The following is a 20736-nucleotide window of genomic DNA, read 5'->3' on the forward strand; positions in this document are numbered from 1 at the left end:
CGTGGAGCTACAGCGCATCGCGGTGCTGGGGGCCGGGTCGTGGGGCACCACCTTCGCGAAGGTGCTCGCCGACGCGGGCCGCGACGTGGTGGTGTGGGCGCGCCGGCCGGACGTCGCCGACGAGATCAACAACCAGCGGCTGAACCACGCGTACGTGCCGGGCATCCGGCTGCCGGAGTCGCTGCGCGCCACCACCGATCCGCGGCTCGCGCTGGACGGGGCCGAGGCCGTGGTGCTGGGCGTGCCGAGCCAGACGCTGCGCGCGAACCTCGCGGAGTGGCGGGAGTTGCTGCCGGCCGACGTGACGCTGGTCAGCCTGGCCAAGGGCATCGAACTCGGCACCGGCAAGCGGATGAGCGAGGTCGTCGCCGAGGTCGCGCAGGTGTCGTCGGATCGGGTCGCGGTGGTGTCCGGGCCGAACCTGGCGATGGAGATCGCCGCGCAGCAGCCGACCGCGACCGTCGTCGCGTGCACGGACCATGAGCGGGCGACGGCGGTGCAGCGCGCGAGCGCCAACGGCTACTTCCGGCCGTACACCATCACCGACGTCGTCGGCTGCGAGCTGGGCGGCGCGTGCAAGAACGTGATCGCGCTGGCGTGCGGCATCGCGCACGGCATGGGCTTCGGCGACAACACCATGGCGTCGCTGATCACGCGCGGACTGGCGGAAACCGCCCGGTTGGGCGCTGCGCTGGGCGCGGATCCGCTGACGTTCGCCGGACTCGCCGGCCTGGGCGACCTGGTGGCGACCTGTTCCTCGCCGCTGTCGCGGAACCGGAGCTTCGGCGCCCGTCTGGGCAAGGGGGAAACGCTTGCGCAGGCGCAGGAGGCGACGCACGGGCAGGTTGCCGAGGGCGTGAAGTCCTGCACGTCCATTCGTGAACTGGGCGCGGCGCATGGCGTCGACATGCCGATCGCCGACGGGGTGCACCGGGTCTGCCACGAGAGCCTCGACCCTCGCCAGATGGCTGCGGAACTGCTGGGCCGAGCGCAAAAGGCGGAACGTTCATGACCGAATGGGGCGACGGCACGCGGTGCGTGCACGCGGGTTCGACCGAACCGGTTGCCGGGCAACCGTTCCTCGCCGGTCCGGTGCTCGCCGCCCCGTATCACCTCAGCCCGGGCCACCCCGGCGCCGACGACTTCTACGGCCGCGCCGGCAATCCGACCTGGCGCGCGCTGGAGTCGGCGATCGGGGCGCTCGACGGCGGCCTGTGCACTGTGTTCCCCTCCGGCATGGCGGCGATCACCACGTTGCTGCGGACGCTGCTGTCGCCGGGGGACCTGCTCGTCGTGCCGTCCGACGGCTACTACCTGGTACGGACTTTCCTCACCGGCCTGGACGTCCGGGTGCGGGAGGTGCCGACCGTCGGCCCCTGGACGGCGGAGGCCGTCGCCGGGGCGCGGTTGGTGTTGCTGGAGACGCCGTCGAATCCGGGCCTGGACGTGTGCGACATCGCGGCGATCGCCGAGTTGGCGCACGCCGTCGGCGCGCTCGTCGCCGTGGACAACACCACCGCGACGCCTCTTGGTCAGCGACCACTGGAGCTCGGCGCGGACGTGTCCGTGGCCAGCGACACCAAGGCGGTCGCCGGCCACAGCGACGTCCTTTTCGGACACGTCTCCGTGACGGACGAGGCGCTGTGGACGGAGTTGCAGCGGCAGCGCACGGTCAGCGGCGCGATCCCCGGCCCGTTCGAGACGTGGATGGTGCACCGCGGCCTGGGCACGCTGGACGTCCGGCTGGCGCGGCAGGCGGAGAACGCCGCCGCGCTGGTGGCGAAGTTGCGCGGGCACGAGGCGGTGGCCGACGTGCGCTGGCCGGGATCGCCGGACGACCCGTCGCACGCGATCGCGTCCCGGCAGATGCGGCGGTTCGGCGGGGTCTTCACGTTCGAGCTGGCCTCGGCCGAGCTGGTGACGCGGTTCGTGCGGGAGAGCCGGCTGGTGTCGGCCGCGACCAGCTTCGGCGGCCTGCACAGCACCGCGGACCGGCGGGCGCACTGGGGCGACCCGGTGCCCGAGGGTCTGGTCAGGTTCTCGGCCGGCCTGGAGGATTCCCACGATCTGGTACACGACGTGGTGGACGCGCTTGACCGGGCCGTCGGGGGGCCGGTTCAATAGTCGGCGTGTTGCTGCGTGCCATGACCGAACGGCGGGGTCACATCGACCTCTGCCGGGTCTGTGGCGCGCTGTGTCTTCCCTGGTGATCTGCCTCGCACCTCACCCGAGCCCACAGGAAGACACAAGTTCATCATGTTCGCCGTTCCGGAAAACACCGTGCTGTCGGCCGCCCGTGTCGCGCCGCAGCAGCCCACCAAGATCGTCCGCGATGTCCTCGCCGACCGTGCGAGCTGGGCGCATCTGCTCCGCTACGACCCGGTCGAGCGCTGGACCGCGCTCGTGCAGAGCACGCCCACCTATGAGGTGTGGCTGATGAGCTGGCTGCCCGGGCAGGGCGCCGAGCTGCACGACCACGGCGGCGCCGAGGGCGCGTTCACCGTGGTGCAGGGCGTGCTGACCGAGCTGGTCGGCCGGCCCGGGCACGCCGGCGAGGCGCTGCACGTGCTGCACGCCGGCCAGTCCCGGGTCTTCGGCCCGAACTACGTGCACCAGATGCGCAACGCCGGGGAGGACCCGGCGGTGAGCCTCCACGTGTTCGGGCCGACCCGTCAGCGGATGACGCCGTACCGCCTCGACCCGGTCGAGGGGCCCGTCACCGCTTGAGCACGTGCTCCGGCACGGGCAGAGTGGACGCCGACTCCGGCACGCCCCACTCCATGGTCAGCGGCAGCACGCCGGCCCAGGCGGTGTTGGCCTCGACGTCCTCGTCGTCGTCGCTGGGCGGCGCGTTGCGGATCTTCACCGACGCCTCCGTGAGGTCCAGCGCCAGCACGTTCGTCGCCGCCAGCTCCTTCCTGGTGGGCAGCCGGGCGTGGTCCCAGGAGCCGGGCGCGAGGTGTTCGGTGACGACGGCGAGGGCGTGCATCTTCTCGTCCGGGTCGTCGACCAGGCGGGTCGTGCCCAGCACGACGGCGCTGCGGTAGTTCATCGAGTGGTGGAACACGGACCGCGCGTAGACGATGCCGTCGACGATCGTCACGGTGACGCAGACCGGGCCCGGCCGCAGGCTCTTGGCGCCGGAGGAGCCGTGGATGTAGAGGGTGTCGCCGTCGCGGCCGTAGCCGGTGGGCAACACCACGGGCTGGCCGTCGTAGAGCACGCCGAGGTGGCAGATCAGCGCCGAGTCGAGCACGTCGTCGAGCGCGGCGCGGTCGGTCTGGCCGCGTTCCCGATGTCGGTTGACGAGGGTCCGTGGTGTCGGTGACAGTGGTGTTCGGCTCACGTTCACCAGCATCGATCGGGAAGTGGCATCATGGAAGTGCCACTGCTTCCCGATTTGAGAAGGCCAATTTGCCGGAATCCGACGACGCGCTGCTGATTCGGCTGGACCGCGAGTCCCGCGCCCCGCTGGCCGTGCAGCTGGCCGACGCCCTGCGCGCGGCCGCCGCCGCGGGCCAGCTGCGGGCCGGCGACCGGCTGCCGTCCACCCGCACCATGGCCAGCCACCTCAAGGTGAGCCGCACCGTCACCTCGGCGGCGTACGACCAGCTGCTCGCCGAGGGGTGGATCGTCGGCAAGCACGGCTCCGGCACGTACGTGACGACCGCGCCACCGGGATCTTCACCGGTGCCCGCGGAGCGCGCGCGGACCGAGGCCCCCGAGGCGGACGTCGTTTCGCTGGAACTGGGCCGGCCCTGGGTCGGCGGGCTGGACCGCGCCGCCTGGCGGCGGGCCTGGCGGTCGGCGGCGGACGCGGAGCCGATGGTCCGGCACATGCCCGCGGGGCTGCCGGAGTACCGCGAGGCGGTGGCGGAACACCTGCTGCGGCACCGTGGTCTGACAATCCGAGGCGGCCTCGCGACCGAGGCGGTGCTCGCCACGAGCGGCACCGCGTCGGCGGTCGCCGAGCTGGCGTTGAGCCAGTTCCGGCCCGGTGACGCCGTCGCCGTCGAGGATCCCGGCTACCAGCGGGCGGTCGGCGCGTTGCAGGCCGCCGGGCTCCGTGTGCTGCCCGTGCCGCTCGACCAGGACGGCCTGCTCGTCGACCAGATTCCCGTTGGCGTACGGGCGCTTTACTGCTCGCCCGCGCACCAGTACCCGCTGGGCAGCCGGCTGCCGGCGGCCCGTCGCGTGGCGCTGGTGGAACGGGCCCGCCGGGACGGCCTGCTGATCATCGAGGACGACTACGACGGCGAACTCCGCTACGACGTCGCCCCGCTGCCGCTGCTCGCCGCGCTGGCGCCGGACGTCGTCGTGCACCTCGGCACCACCAGCAAGATCCTCACGCCGACGCTCGGCGCCGGCTGGCTCGTCGCGCCGCCGGCGGTGGCCGGCGCGCTGCTGGCCCACCGGGAACGCACCGGCACCGGCCCCGCGCCGGCCGGGCAGCGGGTGCTGGTGGAGTTGGCCCGCAACGGAGATCTCGGCCGGCACCTGCGGCGGCTGCGCCGCGAGCTGTCCGAGCGGCGGGTGCTGGTGGTGGAAGCCCTTCGCACGGCCGGCATTCCGGTGCTCGGCGACGACGCCGGCTCGCACGTGGTGGTGCTGCTGCCGTCGGTGGAGAAGGAGCGGGGCGTGGTGCGGGCGGCGGCGCGGCTCGGCGTCAAGATCGACGGCCTCGAGCGGCACCACGCCGGCCCGTCGCGCTGGCACGGCGTCGCGATCGGCTACACCGCTTGCTCGCGGGACCAGCTGATCAGCGTGCTGCCGCCGCTCATCGAGCTGCTCGCCACGTAGTCGACGAGGTGGCCAGCGGATTGACACGGGCCGTCGAGCGCCGCTGGATTGCCGCGTAGGCGACGTATCCGAGCAGGAACAGCAGCGAGATCGTCGGCGTGGGGAACGAGACGGCGTAGCCGATGGCCATGTCGGCGAAGGCCACCACGATCGTCGCCGCGAACACCCAGGCCGGCGCGGTCTCCTGCATGCTGTACCACCGGGTGCGGCCCCACGGCTTGGCCACGGAGAGCCATGTCTGGTAGCCCAGCGCGACCGCCAGCACGACCGCCGTGGCGGCGAGCAGGCCTGGGGCCTGGCCGTCGCGGATCAGCGGCGCCAGCACGACGGCGCAGATGTTCAGCAGCGGCAGCGTAATGGCGAACTTGACGGCAACCCACCAGTGCTTGACGAAGCCCCACGGGGTCGCCGCCGACAGCATCAGACCCGTGAAGGCGGCGATGTTGGCCAGCTGCGCCAGCACCGTCCAGTCCAGGCGCGCCGCCATCGCCATCGCCGCCGGCCGCTGCACCGGATCGGCCAGCGCGAGTGCGAGCAGGCTGAGCAGCGCCAGCGCCTGCGTCATCCAGCCGACGGCGGTCAGGACGTGCAGCCAGACGGTCAGTTGTCGCCACGTTTTCCTGGTCATGGCACCGAGTCTGACGGATCTATACATTTGTGTGAACCCGTGAAGCTCCCTAGGGGTGGGGCAGGGGTGGTGGTGCCACAACGCGCGCCGGACGCCGCATACCGCGTGACGGGTATGGTCGCTGCCTATGAACCAGCCCAGGATTCGTGTCGCCGTGGTGTTCGGCGGCCGCAGCACCGAGCACGGCGTGTCGTGCGTGTCCGCCGGCAGCGTGCTCCGCCACCTGGACCAGGAGCGCTACGAGGTGGTCCCGGTCGGCATCACCACCGACGGCGCCTGGGTGCTGGGTTCGGCCGAGGCGCTGGCGCTGAGCGGCCGGGAGATGCCCGAGGTCGGCAAGGGCGCCGAGCTGACGCTGGTCAACCACGACCTGGTCACGCTGGAGCCCGGGCGCGGCGGCGAGGCGCTGGCGCAGGTGGACGTGGTGTTCCCCGTGCTGCACGGCGCGTACGGCGAGGACGGCACCATCCAGGGCCTGCTCGAGCTGGCCGACATCCCCTACGTCGGCCCCGGCGTGCTGGCCAGCGCCGTGGCGATGGACAAGGAGTACACGAAGAAGCTGCTCGCCGCCGAGGGCCTGCCGAACTGCGCGTACGCCGTGGTCAAGCGGGGGCAGACCACGCTGCCGCAGGCGGAGCGGGACCGGCTGGGGCTGCCCGTCTTCGTGAAGCCGGCCCGCGCCGGCTCGTCCACCGGCATCTCCAAGGTCACGTCGTGGGACGACCTGGACGCCGCGATCGAGTTCGCCCGCGCCGTCGATCCCAAGGTGCTCGTCGAGGCCGCGGTGGTCGGGCGCGAGGTCGAGTGCGGAGTCCTCGAGTTCCCGGACGGCCGCGTCGAGGCGTCGGTGCCGGCGGAGATCCGCATGGTCAGCGACAAGATCGACTGGTACGACTTCGACTCCAAGTACCTCGACACCGACGACGCCTGCGAGTTCGACATCCCGGCCAAGCTGGACGACGAACTCGCCGCGCGGCTGCGGGAGATGGCCGTGCGGGCCTTCACCGCGCTGGACTGCCAGGGCCTGGCCCGGGTCGACTTCTTCGTCACCCCGGACAACCAGCTGGTGATCAACGAGGTGAACACCATGCCGGGCTTCACCCCGGTGTCCATGTATCCCCGAATGTGGGCCACCACCGGCGTCGACTACCCCACGCTGCTGAGCACCCTCATCGAGACGGCCATCGCCCGAGGCACGGGCCTGCGCTGACGTCTTCCCTGCGTCATCAGCCTGGATTCGGGGAGATCGGTTGCGGGGGCAGGGTGGCGGTGACGGCGGCGGAGACCTGCTGCACCGGACCGGTGCCGGCGTCCTTGGCCTCGGTCAGCGCGATGTACACCGAACGGTCCACGACGTAGTGCGTGACCGTGCCGGCGTCGCCGACGACGTCCAGCCACTGCACGCCGTTCACGGTGCCGAGCTGCGCGGTCTGCGTGAGCTCCGGAGGCTTGCCCATGCCGCAGCGCAGCACGATCGGCTCGTGCTGGGCGTCGCCCCACGCGACGGTCGACGGCGGTGCGGGCTTGGCCAGCTCCCGCCGCGGGACCTTGGCGCCGGCGTCGGTGACCTGCTGCGGCAGCGCCTTGAGCAGTTCGGCGCAGGCGGGCTTGCCGGCGTCGGGGGCGTCCACCGAGACCAGCGCCAGCGGCCCGGTGCGGTCGTCGGTGGGGGTGGGCGCCGGCGGCGCCGCGGTCGGCCCGCCGGCCACGCCGATCACCGCCACGACGACGGCGAGCAGCGCCGGCAGGCCGATCGCGACGGCCAGCACGGGCTTGGACGGGGTGACGCTCACCCCGCTACTCCATCACAGGTGCACGACCGGACACGTCAGGGTCCGGGTGATGCCCTCCACGTTCTGGATCCGGGCCACCACCAGCTGTCCGAGCTGGTCGACGCTGTCGGCGTCGGCGCGCACGATCACGTCGTAGGGGCCGGTGACGTCCTCCGCCGTGGTGACGCCCGGTATGCCGGAGATCTCAGCTGCCACCGCAGCCGCCTTTCCGACCTCGGTTTGGATCAGGATGTACGCGTGGACCACGGCGCGCCCCTTCGTCTCGATCAGCCGGCACGGGGTAGGAACGTGGCCAGAACGTACCTCAGTCGGGGTTCCGACTGCTCATGATCGGAGGGAATCTTGCGCCCGGAGCCGCCCCCAGACGCGGACACGGTCGCCGGAGTGGGTGAGTTCGGTCTCATCAGGAGGGTTACTCGCGGACGCGCGCAGCCCTCCTCGACCCTGCTCGGCCCCGGCGACGACGCCGCGGTGGTGGCCGCCCCCGACGGTCGGGTGGTGGCCAGCACGGACGTGCTCGTCGAGGGTGTCCACTTCCGACTCGACTGGTCGACTCCCGAGCAGGTCGGACGCAAGGCGGCGGCGGTGAACCTGGCCGACGTGGCGGCCATGGGGGCGGCCCCGACGGCGCTCCTGGTGGGCTTCGCGTGTCCCGCCGACACCCCCACCGCGCTGGTCGACGGCATCACCGACGGGCTGTGGGCGGAGGCTCGCCGGGCCGGCGCCGGAGTGGTGGGCGGGGACATGGTGAGCTGCCCGAACGTAGTGATATCGATTACAGCCCTCGGTGACATGCGCGGACTGGCTCCGGTTACCCGTTCGGGCGCCGCGCCCGGCGACGTGCTCGCGGTGTGCGGGCGGCTGGGGTGGGCGGCGGCCGGTCTCGCGGTGCTCGGCCGCGGCTTCCGGTCGCCGGTCGCGATCGTCGGCGCGCAGCAGGCGCCGGAACCGCCGTACGCGGCCGGCCCGCAGGCGGCCGAGGCTGGGGCGTCGGCGATGCTGGACGTGTCCGACGGCCTGCTCAGTGACGTGGGCCACATCGCGGACGCCTCGGGCGTGGCGATCGACATCCGCACCGACCTGCTGCCCGTGCACCAGCGGCTGATCGACGTGGGCTCGGCGCTGGGCGCGAACCCGCGGCACTGGGTGCTCACCGGCGGCGAGGACCACGCGCTGGCCGCGACCTTCCCCGAGCCGGCGGACGTGCCGGACGGCTGGGCCACCATCGGCACCGTGCGCCGCGGCGCGGGCGTGACCGTGGACGGCCGGCCGTACGAGGGCACCTCCGGCTGGGAACACTGGCGTTGACCCTTTTGGCAGCAAAGGAAATCTTCGGTGGCGATCTACGCGCTCGGTGACAAGGTCCCGTCCATTCACCCGGATGCCTACGTGCACCCGGACGCCACGGTCATCGGTTCGGTGACCATCGGCGCCGACTCGACCGTGTGGCCGCAGGCGGTGCTGCGCGGTGACTACGGCACGATCACCATCGGCGAGCGCACCAGCGTCCAGGACGGCACTGTGCTGCACTGCACCATGTACCACCCCACGGTCGTGGGCTCCGATTGCGTGATCGGCCACAACGCCCACATCGAGGGCGCGACCATCGGCGACGGCTGCCTGATCGCCTCGGGATCGGTGGTGCTCAACGGTTCCACCGTCGGCGACGGCGCGGTCGTCGGCGCGGGCGCCGTGGTCTCGTTCGACGGGGTGGTGCCGGCGCGGTCGATGGCGCTGGGCGTGCCGGCCCGGATCCGCGAGGGATACGAGACGCCGGAGGGCATGACCAAGCCCGCCGTCGAGCTTTATGTCGGCAACGCGCGGGCGTATCGCCAAGGACTTCGCCGCCTCGACTAGTACCCTTCCGGGGGACACTGGAAAGGGGCGTTGTGGCCACCGCCAAGGACGACGCGTTACCAGATGAGCTGGTGTTGCCGGCACGGTTCGACGCGCCGCCGCCAATAACCCACTCGCGGGTGCCTGTCTGGTTACGCGTAGTCGGCGCCCTGGCCCTGGTCCTCGTCGCCGGCTGGCTGCCGCTGTGGCTGGTGCTGATCGGCGCCGCGGCCGCGCTCGGTGCGACCGGTGTGTCCCTGATCCGCAACGACGGCAACCGCGAACCCCGCCGCAACGAGCTGATCTCGCTGGTCGCGCACCGCGAGCCGCAGCGCCGGGTGTACGCGCAGATGCGCTGGTACAGCCCGGGTGGGCCGGCGATGCCGGAGATCTCCGTCGCGGCCGAGCAGGGCGGGCACGTCGACCAGCTGTTCGGCGTGCCCGACGGCATCGACTTCGGTGGCCTGCGGGTGGACGGCGAGCCCGCGCCCGCGATTCTGCTCGGCGACGTCGACCACGGCCGGCACGGCGTGCTCGTGCTGGACGGCTGCGAGCAGGTGCTGCCGTTGTCGCTGCCGTACCAGCCGAAGGGGCGCAAGTTCCTGCGCCCGCGCCAGTTCGGCCACGTGTTCCAGGCGCCCGGCCCGACCGCGCCGGTGCTGACCGGCCTGCGGTTGCGCGGCAAGGCCGGCTTCGCGACCAAGTGGTTGCAGGACGGTCCGGATTGGACGGACGTGCGGCTGCTGCCGGTGCGCGGCGACTGGACCCGGGTCGTGCTGGCCGATCCCGACGAGGGCACCCTGCTCGCGCACGCCCGCCTGCCGTGGGCCGCGCGCCGGCTGGCGACCCGGCCGCTGGCCGCGCTGGTCGCCGTGCGGCAGAAGTGGCGCATGGATCCCGAGGCGCCCGGTAACGTCGAAATACTTCTTTACGGCGCAGATTGGCCGGCCGTCGTGCTCACCCGTGTGAGTGGACGCCTGCGCTGACACTCTGAGTCGATGTGAGACTCACTCGGTCGGATCATGGTGACGCCGATCGGTGGCTCTCCCTTCTGACAACCTTTACCTGAGTTTTACTGTCTCCCATTACATCTTTTCGTGCCCGCTCTCCGGTGTGGCGATCCGTGCCGCTAACGGGTGGCCCGGCACTACCGTGAGTGACGCTCACATGCAAGATTTGCCCGATTGGACGCTGGTCGTCCCGATCTCCGCTCACTACCGTCGGCGATGGCGGTCAAGGTAATGTTCTCTTGACCTTCGCGGTCGGAATGCATCTCACTGTGGGGCAATGAGACGTCTTCGCTCATTCAAAGGGGTTCACGCATGACTTACGGCAGCGCTCTGCGCCGCGACGTGCACGGGGCCGACATCACGCCGCTCATCGGCGTGTTCGACATGTTCTCCGCGTCGCTGGCCGCACAGCATTACGGCGGCATGTTCGTCTCCGGATTCGGTTTCGCCGCGTCCTACTACGGCCTGCCCGACATCGGCTTCATCGCCTGGCCGGACATGGTCAACTTCGTGCAGCGGCTGCGGCTGGCGTTCCCGCAGCACCACCTGCTCGTCGACATCGACGACGGCTACGTCGACCCCGAGGTCGCCTGCCACGTGGTGGAGAACCTGGAGCGCATCGGCGCGTCCGGCGTGATCCTCGAGGACCAGAAGCGGCCGCGCCGCTGCGGTCACGTGGACGGCAAGCAGATCCTCCCGCTGGAGGAGTACCTCGAGAAGCTCAACCTGGTGCTGGCCACCCGCAAGGACATGGTGGTGGTCGCCCGCACCGACGCCACCGAGGAGCCGGAGATCCTGCGCCGGGCCGAGGCGCTGGCCGCCACCGACGCCGACGTGCTGCTGGTCGACGGCGTGCGCAGCGTCGACTGGATCCGCAAGGTGCGCGGGGTGGTCGGCGACAAGCCGCTGCTGTTCAACCAGATCGCGGGCGGCAAGTCGCCGCGGCTGTCCCTGAGCGAGCTGGAGGACCTCGGCGTCGACGTGGCGATCTACTCCACGCCGTGCCTGTTCGCCGCGCACACCGCCATCGACAACGCGCTGCTGGAGCTGCGGGCCAACGACGGCCGGCTGCCCGAGGTCGCCGAGGGCGACGTCGGCGTCGCCGCGTCGATCGAGCTGTTGGAGCGCAACATCTCTCGGCACCATGTCCCGGTTGCGGGTTGACCCGTACATCGTGGCGTTGCTGCTGACGGTGGCCGTCGCCTCGCTGCTCCCGGCGAGCGGGGCGGTGGCCACCGGCCTCGGCCATGCCACGACCATCGCCATCGGGCTGCTGTTCTTCCTTTACGGGGCAAGGCTTTCCACCCGTGAGGCGATCGACGGCCTCAAGCACTGGCGGCTGCACGGCCTGGTGTTCGCATCCACGTTCGTGCTGTTCCCGTTGCTGGGCCTGGCGTGCCGGCTGCTCGTGCCGTGGGCGCTCACCCCGGAGCTGTACGCCGGGTTGATGTTCCTGTGCTGCCTGCCGTCGACTGTGCAGTCCTCCATCGCGTTCACCTCCATCGCCCGCGGCAACGTCGCCGCTGCCATCTGCAGTGCCTCCTTCTCCAACCTCATCGGGATCGTGCTGACTCCGTTGCTGGTCACCGTGTTCCTGTTCACCGGCGGCGGTTTCTCACTCGGGGCGCTGCGGGACATCGCCTTGCAGCTGCTCGCGCCGTTCGTCGCCGGGCAGCTGCTGCGGCGGTGGATCGGCGGTTTCCTCGCCCGGCACAAGAAGGTCCTCGGCTACGTCGACCGCGGCTCCATCCTGCTGGTGGTGTACGCCGCCTTCAGCGAGGGCGTCGTCGCCGGCATCTGGGGACGCTTGTCCCTCTGGTCGCTGGCCGTGCTGCTAGTTGTGAATGCGCTCCTGCTCGCCGCCGTCATGCTCGTGACGACCTTCGGCGCCCGGAGGTTGGGCTTCGCCACCGAGGACGAGATCGCCATCGTCTTCTGCGGCTCCAAGAAGTCCCTGGCCAGCGGCCTGCCCATGGGGACCGTGCTGTTCCCCGCCGCCACCGTGGGGCTCGCCGTGCTGCCGCTGATGCTCTTCCACCAGCTGCAACTCATGGTCTGCGCCTGGCTCGCGCGACGGTACGGAGCCCGTAGGGATGCCGTCGCCCTGGCCGGCGCCTGACGGTCGGGTGGGTGGTCCACGGGGTCCTGTCCTGGCCACCGACCACCCACCCGGCCCCCTTCCCCCAACCCCCAGTGGGCCACTCGGGTGCCCCGGCTCGTCCGCGTCGGAAGTGTCAGACCGGCCGGATACAGTTCGCGCCATGGTTTCGCGTCCGTTGACAGAAGTTGTCGAAGCCGGCTGGGCCCAGGCGCTGGAGCCGGTGGCCGACCGGATCGCCGCGATGGGCGACTTCCTGCGCGCCGAGGTCGCCGCCGGCCGCACCTACCTCCCCGCCGGCGAGAACGTGCTGCGCGCCTTCAAGCAGCCGTTCGCCGACGTCCGGGTGCTGATCGTCGGCCAGGACCCGTACCCCACGCCCGGGCACGCGGTCGGCCTCAGCTTCTCCGTGGCGCCCGAGGTGCGGCCCATTCCGCGCAGCCTGGCCAACATCTATCAGGAGATGGAGTCCGACCTGGGCCTGCCACGGCCGTCCAACGGCGACCTGACGCCCTGGACCGAGCAGGGGGTGCTGCTGCTCAACCGGTGCCTGTCGGTCGCCCCCGGTCGCCCCGCCTCGCACAAGGGCAAGGGCTGGGAGCAGATCACCGAGCAGGCCATCCGCGCCCTCGCCGCCCGCCACACCCCCCTGGTCGCCATCCTCTGGGGCAGCCAGGCCCGCAGCCTCGCGCCGCTGCTGTCCGGCGTGCCGTGCATCGAGTCCGCCCACCCCAGCCCCATGTCCGCCGACCGCGGCTTCTTCGGCTCCAAGCCGTTCAGCCGCGCCAACGACCTCCTCACCCGGCAGGGCGTCCAGCCCATCGAGTGGAAGCTGCCCTGACCCACCATCAGTGCTGGCCGCGGACCTCCAGCGAGGACAGGAGTTCCGCGGTCGCGATGGCGACGGCCTCGACGGCGGCGTTGAAGGCGGCGGCGTTGTGCGCGGCGGGCTGGCGGAAGCCGGAGAGCTTGCGCACGTACTGGAGCGCGGCGGCGCGGATGTCGGCGTCGGTGACGTGGTCGGTGAACGGCGGACGCAGCGTCTTGATGCTTCGGCACATGAGGCCATTGTGCGACGAGGTCCGACGTTATCGCGTTTTGTGAACACAGTCAGAGCGGTTAGCGTGTTTCCGAATCGCCGGCCCGCATCGATCCTGGATGCATGCGCCGCATCGACCCCTACATCGTCGCCATCCTCTGCACCGTCGCGCTGGCCACCGTGCTGCCGGCACGAGGCCTGGCGGTACCGGTGTTCGGCGACGCGACGACGGTGGCGATCGGCCTCCTGTTCTTCCTGTACGGCATCCGCCTGTCACCCCAGGACGCGCTCGCCGGCGTCAGGCACTGGCGGCTGCACAGCCTGGTGTTCGCGGCGACGTTCGTGCTGTTCCCGCTGCTCGGGCTGGCCCTACGGGTTCTGGTGCCGGGCGTGATCTCGCCGGAGCTGTACATCGGGCTGCTCTACGTGTGCTGCCTGCCGTCGACGGTGCAGTCCTCGATCGCCTTCACGTCCATCGCCCGCGGCAACGTGTCGGCGGCGATCTGTGCGGCGTCGTTCTCCAACCTGGTCGGCATCGTCCTGACGCCCCTGCTGGTCGGCACGCTGCTGACCACCCGCGGCGGCGGCTTCTCCGGCCACGCGCTGCTGGACATCACGCTGCAACTGCTCCTGCCGTTCGTGCTCGGCCAGCTCGCCCGCCGCTGGCTGGTCGGTTTCGTCACCCGCCACAAGTCCGTGCTGGGCCTGGTCGACCGCGGCTCGGTGCTGCTGGTCGTCTACACGGCGTTCAGCGAGGGAGTGGTCGCCGGCATCTGGGGCCAGCTGTCCGTGACGAGCCTGCTGGCCCTGGTCGGCGTGAACATCGTGCTGCTGGCGCTGGTGCTCGCGGTCACCTGGTACGGCCCGAAGCTGCTCGGGTTCTCCCGCGAGGACCGGATCACGATCATGTTCTGTGGCTCGAAGAAGTCCCTGGCCAGCGGCCTGCCGATGGCCAGCGTGCTGTTCGCCGGCCAGAGCGTGGGCCTGATCGTGCTGCCGCTGATGCTGTTCCACCAGATCCAGCTGATGGTCTGCGCCTGGCTGGCTCAGCGCCTCGCCCGAACGACCGCGCCGAGTCCGGAGCCGGCGCTCGTCGCCTGATCGAACACAGAAAAATGCGGTGCGGGACGAAGTCCCGCACCGCATTTTTGGCCTCGAACCTCAGCCGCGGACGACCTTGCCGGCCTTCAGGCAGGAGGTGCACACGTTGACCCGCGCACGCTGGCCGGGCGCGACCTTGGCGCGCACCGACTGGATGTTCGGGTTCCACCGACGGTTGGTCCGGCGGTGCGAGTGCGAGACCGACATGCCGAAGCCCGGCCCCTTGCCGCAGACGTCGCAGACGGCAGCCATGTCAGACACTCCTTCAAGTAATTTCGGTCCTCAGGTGGCATCCGACGCCAGCGTTGCCACCGGTACGGACGCGCTGATCCGGGCCAACCACGGACCAGAGCAACCACAACAGGGTAACCGGTGATCCGGCGCCGCTCCAAACCGGCCCCGCTACTCTCGCCGCGGAGGCTGTGAGAGGAGGGCAGGACGTGCTCGAGGCGCTGGACGCCGACGCGGTCCGCCGGTGGGCGGCGGCCGGGGTGCGCGCGTTGGACGCGGACCGCGAAGCCATCGACCGGATCAACGTCTACCCGGTGGCCGACGGCGACACGGGCACGAACCTGCTGCACACCATGCGCTCGGCGCTGGACGCCCTGGTCGACGACCCCGCGGACGCGGCCGGCGCGGCGGTGTCGGCGCTGGCCAAGGGGGCCGTGGCGGGGGCGCGCGGCAACTCGGGCGTGATCTTGTCGCAGGTGCTGCGTGGCCTGGCGGAGAGCTGGGAGGGCGCCCGCACCGTCACCGGGACCGCGCTCCGGACCGCCCTGCGCCGAGCCGACCAGCTGGCCACGGCCGCGGTGTCCAAGCCGGTCGCCGGCACAGTGTTGTCCGTGCTCACGGCCGCAGCCGACGCCGCCGAGGATTGCGGCTCCGACCTGCTGGACGACGTGGCGTCCGCCGCCGTGAAGGCCGCCGCGCAGGCGCTGGCGGACACTCCGCGCCAGCTCGCCGTGCTGGCCGAACGCGGTGTCGTCGATGCCGGCGGTCGCGGCCTGCTGTTGCTCCTGGACGCCCTGGCCACGGTGGTCGCCGAACGCGTCGACAGTGACACAAACCACGACTTGCCTCCGCTGAGTGCGCCGAAGTCCGCATTGATGCACGAGAGCAGCGGCTTCGAGTACGAGGTGATGTACCTGCTCGACGGGCTGGCCGACGAGCCGTCGCTGCGCGACCGGCTGACCCGGCTCGGCGACAGCGTCGTGGTGGCCGGCGACGGGCACGGCCTGTGGTCCGTCCACGTGCACTGTGACGACGTCGGCGCGGCCATCGAGGTCGGCATCGAGAACGGCCGGCCGCACCGGATCAAGGTCACGCGGTTCGCCGACGAGAAGGCCCGGTTCGAGCGGGACCGGGCCGTCGTCGCCATCGTGGCCGGCGAGCAGGCCGCCGAGCTGTTCCGCGCCGAGGGCGCCATCGTCTTGCCGGTGCGGGCCGGCCGCGAACCGACCGTCACCGACCTGCTGGACGTGTTCGCGGAGACCTGTGCCGCGCAGGTTGTGGTGCTGCCCAACGACACCGGCCTCGCCGAGCTCGTGTCCGCGGCCGCCGAACGCGACGGCCGGGATGTCGTGGTGGTGCCGACCGTTTCGCCGGTGCAGGGGCTGGCCGCTCTCGCGGTGCACGATCCGAGCCGGCGATCCGGCGACGACGTCGTGGCGATGGCCGAGGCGGCGGCCGCGACCCGGCGCGGCGAACTGGTCATCGCGAAGCGAGAGGCCATCACGTGGGTCGGCCGCTGCCAGCCCGGCGACGCCCTGGGGATGATCGACGGCGAGGTGGTGCTGATCGAACCCGCGCCCGCCGACCTCGTAGCGGCCGCGTGCCGCCTGGTGGACCGGATGCTCGACGCCGGCGGCGAACTCGTGACCGTCTTCGCCGGCGAGGACGCCCCGGCCGCGCTCGACGACGAGCTGGGCCGGCACCTGCGGCTGAGCCATCCCGAGGCGGAACTCACCGGATATCCCGGCGGGCAGCCGGAGACCGTGGCGCTGATCGGCGTCGAGTAGTCCGTTGTGGATGGTCTCGCCCGGATAGTCCATTGTGGACTCAGATGGTGATCATGCGATCACCCAGTGCGACAGGACGGGAGCGTGCGCACGCATCGTCGCCGCCGTCTCACCGCGTGTGGCAGCGCCGATGGTGTCCGGCAGCTGACACCTCGGTTGCGGTCGGAGCGCGTTGATTGACACATCAGTCAGGTGTCGGGTCAACTGTGCGGTGCCTGCATATCCGCACGTCACCAGCGAGGAGGTGGCCAGGTGCGTGAACCCTACCTTCAGGTCACCTGGACCGACCCCGTCACCGGCTGCCACGGCTACCTCGTGATCGACCGCCTGGTGCGTGGGGTGAGCAGCGGTGGCCTGCGGATGCGCGCCGGCTGCACCCTGGACGAGGTGCGCGGGCTGGCCGCCGGCGTCTCCGTCAAGGAGGCGCTGAACTACGACCCGACCGGTCGGTACATCCCGTTGGGCGGCGCGAAAGGCGGCATCGACTGGGATCCGTACGACCCGCGGGCGACCGACGTGCTGCGCCGGTACCTGACCGCGATGCGGCCGTACGTCGAGCGGTTCTGGACCATGGGCGAGGATCTGGGGCTGCGACAGTCCACGATCGACAAGGTGCTCGCCGAACTCGGCTTCTCCTCGTCGATCCAGGCCGTCTATCCGTTGCTGGACGACGAGCGCGCCGCGCGGGCCCGGCTGCGCAAGGCTTTCCAGGTTCGGGTCGGCGGGCTCAAGCTCGAGGACCTCGTCGGCGGCTGCGGCGTCGCCGAGGCCGCGCTCACCGCCCTCGACCGGCTCCACTTACCGGTCGGCGAGGTGCGCGCCTTCGTGCAGGGCTTCGGGGCCGTCGGCGGCTCCACCGCGCGGTTCCTCTCCGAGGCCGGCGTGCGCGTGGTCGGCATCGCCGACGTCAAGGGCATCGTCGCCAATCAGGACGGTCTCGACGTCGAGCGGCTGCTGCGCGGGCGGGACTCGCACGGCGTCGCCGACCGGGACGACCTCGCGCCCGGCGACCATCTGCTGCCCGGCGACCAGTGGCTTGACGTCGACGCCGAGGTGCTGGTGCCCGCCGCCGTGTCCTACGCCGTCGACGAGCGCAACGTCGACCAGGTGCGGTCCCGGGTCGTCGTCGAAGCTGCCAACATGCCCGTGCTGCCCGAGGCCGAGCGCCGGCTCGTGCAGCGGGGGACGCTCGTGATCCCCGACGTCGTCGCCAATTCCGCCTCCAACACCTGGTCGTGGTGGACCCTGTTCGGCGACGTCCAGCCCGACTCGGAAAGCGCCTTCGCCAAGATCCGCAGCACCACCCGCCGCCTCGTCACCGCCGTCCTCGACGAGGCGGACCGCGCCGCCATCACCCCCCGAGCCGCCGCCGCCCGCATAGCCGACCTCGCCGTCCGCGACATCGACGCCAAGTTCGGCTCGGCGGCGTAGGCGCACGCCGAGTTGTCCACAGGGTGGCAAGCGCCGGCGAGTTGTCCACAGGCGGGCCGCAGCAGTGATCAACTAGGCGTTGTCGCTGGTAGACTGGGCTCGGGCACGCCTCCCCGGGACAGGGTGGGGGCTGTTTTGGGCCGCCAGGACGGTATCGACGAATTCCAGGCAGGTCGTGCGCATGCGGTCGGCGGTCAGGCTCTGCGAACCGGCCAGCACCTGCACGGCCAGGCCGTCGATCATGCCGACGAGCATGTTGGCCAGCACCAGCGGATCGCCGTCGGCGACCTGACCGCGGGCCTGGCCGTCACGGACGATGGCGGCGACGATGCGGCGCCACTCGCCGTAGAGGCGCTCGTTGAGCTCGCGCAGCCGTGGCGACCGCGGGCTCTCGGCCCACAGCTCGACCCAGACCTTCCACGCCTCGACGGTCTCGGGGGTGCCCGGCACGTACGAGTCGACGACCTGCCGTAATCGGGTGACGGCGTCGGCGCGGGAGTCGAGCAGCCAGCGGCGGCGCTCCAGCGACCGCTCGAAGCAGTCCTCGAAGGCGGCCTGGGCGAGGTCCTGCTTGGTGTCGAAGTAGTAGTGCACGGTCCCGCCCGACAGCCCGGCCAGCCGCGCGACGTCGGAGATCCGCAGGTTGCGCAGCCCGTTCTCGGCGATCACCCGGCAGGTGGCGCGGAGGATCTGCGCCCGCCGCTCGACCTCGACGCTGGGGCGCGGCATGGGGCGGCTCCTCGGTGGGTTGGCGGGCGGTCAGAGTAGCGGTGTCAGGGGCAAGGGGTTGAATAGCACCCGATGACTGCCATCGACGACTCCCTCGAACCGCTGCTGGGCAAGAAGTCGGCGGACGCCCTGGCCGACGGGCTCGGCCTGCGGACGGTCGGCGACCTGCTCCGGCACTACCCGCGCCGCTACGACGAGCGCGGCAAGCTGACGTCCATCGCGAGCCTCGAGCTGGACGAGCACGCGACGGTGCTCGCGGACGTCTCGAAGGTGACCAGGAAACCGATGCGCGCCCGCCGCGGCACGATGACGGAGGTCATCGTCACCGACGGCACGCGGCCGCTGAGTCTGGTCTTCTTCACCCAGAAGATCCCGAACCTGAACAAGCTGGTGCCGGGCAAGCGGGGGCTGTTCGCCGGGAAGGTGAGCAAGTTCAACCGCACCGTCCAGCTCGCCCATCCCGAGTTCCAGCTGCTCGACGACGAGGACGGCGAGCAGGCGATCGCCTCCTTCGCGCGCAAGCTGATCCCGGTCTACCCGGCGGTGAGCGGCCTGCCGACGTGGAGCATCGCCCGCTGCGTGGAGCAGGTGCTCCAGATGTGGGACGGCGTGGTCGACCCGCTGCCGGACGACCTGATCAAGGGTCACAACCTGCTGGACCTGATGTCGGCGCTGAAGCTGATCCACCTGCCGGACAGCCAGGCGGCGATCGACGAGGCCCGCCGCCGCCTGAAGTGGGACGAGGCGCTGTCCATCCAGCTGGCGCTGGCCCAGCGCCGGCGGTCGGCGGCGGCCCGGCCGGCGACGCCGAGCCCGCGACGCACGGGCGGCCTGCTCGACGCGTTCGACGAGCGGCTGCCGTTCCAGCTGACCAACGGGCAGCGCGAGATCGGCGAGGTGCTCGCCGAGGAGCTGGGCGGCACGCACCCGATGAACCGGCTGCTGCAGGGCGAGGTCGGCTCGGGCAAGACGCTGGTGGCGCTGCGCGGCATGCTGCAAGTCGTCGACGCCGGCCGGCAGGCCGCGATGCTGGCGCCGACGGAAGTCCTGGCGGCGCAGCACGCCCGCTCGCTGCGAGACATGCTCGGCGATCTCGCGACGGCCGGTGAGCTGGGCGCGCCGGAGCAGGCGACCCGCGTGGTGCTCCTGACCGGTTCCATGAACACGGCGCAGCGTCGACAGGCGATGCTCGACATCGCCTCCGGCACGGCCGGCATCGTCGTCGGCACGCACGCGCTGATCCAGGACAAGGTGTCGTTCGCGGAACTGGGTTTCGTCGTCGTCGACGAGCAGCACCGCTTCGGTGTCGAGCAGCGGGATGCGTTGCGCGGCAAGGCAGGCGACGGCATCAGCCCGCACGTGCTGGTCATGACCGCGACGCCGATCCCGCGCACCGTCGCCATGACGGTGTACGGCGACCTCGAGGTGTCGGCGCTGCGCGAACTCCCACAGGGCCGGTCGCCGATCCGCAGCTCGGTGGTGCCGGTCGCGGAGAAGCCGGCGTGGCTCGGGCGGGCGTGGGAACGAATCCGCGAGGAGGTTGCGGCCGGGCATCAGGCGTACGTGGTGTGCCCGCGGATCGGCGACGACGAGGATGCCGAGCCCAAAGGCGGCTCCGATCAGCGGCCGCCGCTGGCCGTCATGGACGTGCTGCCCAAGCTGGCCGAGGGACCGCTCAAGGGGCTTCGCGTCGACATGCTGCACGGCCGGATGCCGCCCGAGGACAAGGACGCCGTGATGCGGGCGTTCGCCGCCAACGACGTGCAGGTTCTCGTTGCCACCACGGTGATCGAGGTCGGCGTGAACGTGCCCAACGCGACCGTGATGGTGATCATGGACGCCGACCGCTTCGGCGTCAGCCAGCTGCACCAGCTGCGCGGCCGCGTCGGCCGGGGCAGCGCCGCCGGCCTGTGTCTGCTGGTCTCCGAGATCCCGGCCGGCACCTCCACCATGCAGCGCCTGCAGGCCGTCGCCGACACCCTCGACGGCTTCGAGCTGGCCCAGATGGATCTGGAGCTGCGCCGCGAGGGCGACATCCTCGGCGCCGCCCAGTCCGGCATGAAGTCCGGCCTGAAGATGCTGTCCCTGCTGGACGACCTGGACGTGATCGAGGAGGCCCGGCAGGAGGCGCAGCGCGTCGTCGGCGAGGACCCGGACCTGGCCGAGCACCCCGGCCTCGCGCAGATGGTGCGGGAGGTGGTGGACGCCGGCCGCGCCGAGTACCTGGAGAAGAGCTAGGAATTCCCTGTACTG

The 20736-nt window shown here is 71.3% G+C and carries 22 protein-coding genes; 15 read left to right on the top strand and 7 right to left on the bottom strand.

Going from position 1 to position 20736, the window contains the following annotated elements; genetic code table 11:
• Position 1 precedes the first annotated feature (1 nt).
• From BCF44_RS33205 to BCF44_RS33215, 3 genes are all read left to right on the top strand, one after another.
• Positions 2-1012 (top strand): NAD(P)H-dependent glycerol-3-phosphate dehydrogenase, encoded by a 1011-nt coding sequence (locus BCF44_RS33205; protein WP_116178367.1) that lies wholly within the window; start codon positions 2-4, stop codon positions 1010-1012.
• Positions 1009-2124, top strand: coding sequence for a cystathionine gamma-lyase (locus BCF44_RS33210; RefSeq protein WP_116178368.1), 1116 nt, complete (start codon positions 1009-1011; stop codon positions 2122-2124). The genes BCF44_RS33205 and BCF44_RS33210 overlap by 4 nt, the downstream gene beginning before the upstream one ends.
• 132 nt (positions 2125-2256) lie before the next feature.
• The gene (locus BCF44_RS33215) at positions 2257-2727 is read left to right on the top strand and encodes a cysteine dioxygenase (RefSeq protein WP_116178369.1); all 471 of its coding nucleotides are present in this window, start codon (positions 2257-2259) and stop codon (positions 2725-2727) included.
• On the opposite strand, the gene BCF44_RS33220 is transcribed toward BCF44_RS33215, so the two are convergent.
• Positions 2717-3358, bottom strand: coding sequence for a pyridoxamine 5'-phosphate oxidase family protein (locus BCF44_RS33220; RefSeq protein WP_116178370.1), 642 nt, complete (start codon positions 3356-3358; stop codon positions 2717-2719). The genes BCF44_RS33215 and BCF44_RS33220 overlap by 11 nt on opposite strands.
• A gap of 56 nt (positions 3359-3414) precedes the next feature.
• Between BCF44_RS33220 and pdxR the strand changes: the two genes are divergently transcribed.
• Complete coding sequence (gene pdxR / locus BCF44_RS33225; protein ID WP_116178371.1) at positions 3415-4800, top strand: MocR-like pyridoxine biosynthesis transcription factor PdxR; 1386 nt, start codon at positions 3415-3417, stop codon at positions 4798-4800.
• Here the strand turns inward: pdxR and BCF44_RS55835 are convergent.
• Positions 4778-5428, bottom strand: a complete 651-nt coding sequence (locus BCF44_RS55835; RefSeq protein WP_170217873.1) for a hypothetical protein — start codon at positions 5426-5428, stop codon at positions 4778-4780. The genes pdxR and BCF44_RS55835 overlap by 23 nt on opposite strands.
• A 127-nt stretch (positions 5429-5555) precedes the next feature.
• Between BCF44_RS55835 and BCF44_RS33235 the strand changes: the two genes are divergently transcribed.
• A complete protein-coding gene (locus tag BCF44_RS33235) occupies positions 5556-6638 on the top strand; it encodes a D-alanine--D-alanine ligase family protein (protein ID WP_116178372.1) in 1083 nt (360 codons plus the stop codon).
• Positions 6639-6654: 16 nt separating this feature from the next.
• Here BCF44_RS33235 and BCF44_RS33240 read toward each other — a convergent pair whose 3' ends face one another.
• Positions 6655-7221: a DUF3515 domain-containing protein gene (locus BCF44_RS33240; protein WP_246015867.1), complete on the bottom strand. Its 567-nt coding sequence runs from the start codon at positions 7219-7221 to the stop codon at positions 6655-6657.
• Between the two features lie 12 nt (positions 7222-7233).
• A complete protein-coding gene (locus tag BCF44_RS33245; protein ID WP_116178373.1) occupies positions 7234-7467 on the bottom strand; it encodes an Lrp/AsnC family transcriptional regulator in 234 nt (77 codons plus the stop codon).
• A gap of 96 nt (positions 7468-7563) precedes the next feature.
• On the opposite strand from BCF44_RS33245, the gene BCF44_RS33250 reads away from it, so the two are divergent.
• From BCF44_RS33250 to BCF44_RS33275, 6 genes are all read left to right on the top strand, one after another.
• The gene (locus BCF44_RS33250) at positions 7564-8529 is read left to right on the top strand and encodes a thiamine-phosphate kinase (protein WP_116178374.1); all 966 of its coding nucleotides are present in this window, start codon (positions 7564-7566) and stop codon (positions 8527-8529) included.
• 27 nt (positions 8530-8556) lie between these two features.
• Positions 8557-9078, top strand: coding sequence for a gamma carbonic anhydrase family protein (locus tag BCF44_RS33255; RefSeq protein WP_116178375.1), 522 nt, complete (start codon positions 8557-8559; stop codon positions 9076-9078).
• A 32-nt stretch (positions 9079-9110) separates the two neighbouring features.
• Positions 9111-10043 (top strand): hypothetical protein, encoded by a 933-nt coding sequence (locus BCF44_RS33260; protein WP_116178376.1) that lies wholly within the window; start codon positions 9111-9113, stop codon positions 10041-10043.
• Between the two features lie 336 nt (positions 10044-10379).
• Positions 10380-11231, top strand: a complete 852-nt coding sequence (locus tag BCF44_RS33265; RefSeq protein WP_116178377.1) for an isocitrate lyase/PEP mutase family protein — start codon at positions 10380-10382, stop codon at positions 11229-11231.
• Positions 11212-12186: a bile acid:sodium symporter family protein gene (locus tag BCF44_RS33270; protein ID WP_116178378.1), complete on the top strand. Its 975-nt coding sequence runs from the start codon at positions 11212-11214 to the stop codon at positions 12184-12186. The genes BCF44_RS33265 and BCF44_RS33270 overlap by 20 nt, the downstream gene beginning before the upstream one ends.
• A gap of 142 nt (positions 12187-12328) precedes the next feature.
• Positions 12329-13006, top strand: coding sequence for a uracil-DNA glycosylase (locus BCF44_RS33275; RefSeq protein WP_116178379.1), 678 nt, complete (start codon positions 12329-12331; stop codon positions 13004-13006).
• 7 nt (positions 13007-13013) lie between these two features.
• Here the strand turns inward: BCF44_RS33275 and BCF44_RS33280 are convergent, their stop codons facing one another.
• Positions 13014-13226 carry a DUF2277 family protein gene (locus BCF44_RS33280; RefSeq protein WP_116178380.1) on the bottom strand — a complete coding sequence of 71 codons (213 nt, stop codon included), beginning with the start codon at positions 13224-13226 and terminating at the stop codon, positions 13014-13016.
• A gap of 101 nt (positions 13227-13327) precedes the next feature.
• Between BCF44_RS33280 and BCF44_RS33285 the strand changes: the two genes are divergently transcribed.
• Positions 13328-14305, top strand: coding sequence for a bile acid:sodium symporter family protein (locus BCF44_RS33285; RefSeq protein WP_116178381.1), 978 nt, complete (start codon positions 13328-13330; stop codon positions 14303-14305).
• 60 nt (positions 14306-14365) lie between these two features.
• Here BCF44_RS33285 and rpmB read toward each other — a convergent pair whose 3' ends face one another.
• Positions 14366-14557 (bottom strand): 50S ribosomal protein L28, encoded by a 192-nt coding sequence (gene rpmB, locus BCF44_RS33290; protein ID WP_043722728.1) that lies wholly within the window; start codon positions 14555-14557, stop codon positions 14366-14368.
• 188 nt (positions 14558-14745) lie between these two features.
• Between rpmB and BCF44_RS33295 the strand changes: the two genes are divergently transcribed.
• Both BCF44_RS33295 and BCF44_RS33300 read left to right on the top strand, forming a co-directional pair.
• On the top strand, positions 14746-16323 hold the full coding sequence (locus BCF44_RS33295; RefSeq protein ID WP_116178382.1) for a DAK2 domain-containing protein: 1578 nt from the start codon (positions 14746-14748) through the stop codon (positions 16321-16323).
• A gap of 252 nt (positions 16324-16575) precedes the next feature.
• The gene (locus tag BCF44_RS33300) at positions 16576-17754 is read left to right on the top strand and encodes a Glu/Leu/Phe/Val dehydrogenase dimerization domain-containing protein (protein WP_116178383.1); all 1179 of its coding nucleotides are present in this window, start codon (positions 16576-16578) and stop codon (positions 17752-17754) included.
• Between the two features lie 72 nt (positions 17755-17826).
• On the opposite strand, the gene BCF44_RS33305 is transcribed toward BCF44_RS33300, so the two are convergent.
• Positions 17827-18483 (bottom strand): TetR/AcrR family transcriptional regulator, encoded by a 657-nt coding sequence (locus BCF44_RS33305; protein WP_116178384.1) that lies wholly within the window; start codon positions 18481-18483, stop codon positions 17827-17829.
• A gap of 72 nt (positions 18484-18555) precedes the next feature.
• Between BCF44_RS33305 and recG the strand changes: the two genes are divergently transcribed.
• A complete protein-coding gene (gene recG, locus BCF44_RS33310; protein ID WP_116178385.1) occupies positions 18556-20721 on the top strand; it encodes an ATP-dependent DNA helicase RecG in 2166 nt (721 codons plus the stop codon).
• Positions 20722-20736: the final 15 nt, after the last annotated feature.

This window comes from Kutzneria buriramensis, assembly GCF_003387475.1.
GTDB classification, from domain to species: Bacteria; Actinomycetota; Actinomycetes; order Mycobacteriales; family Pseudonocardiaceae; genus Kutzneria; species Kutzneria buriramensis.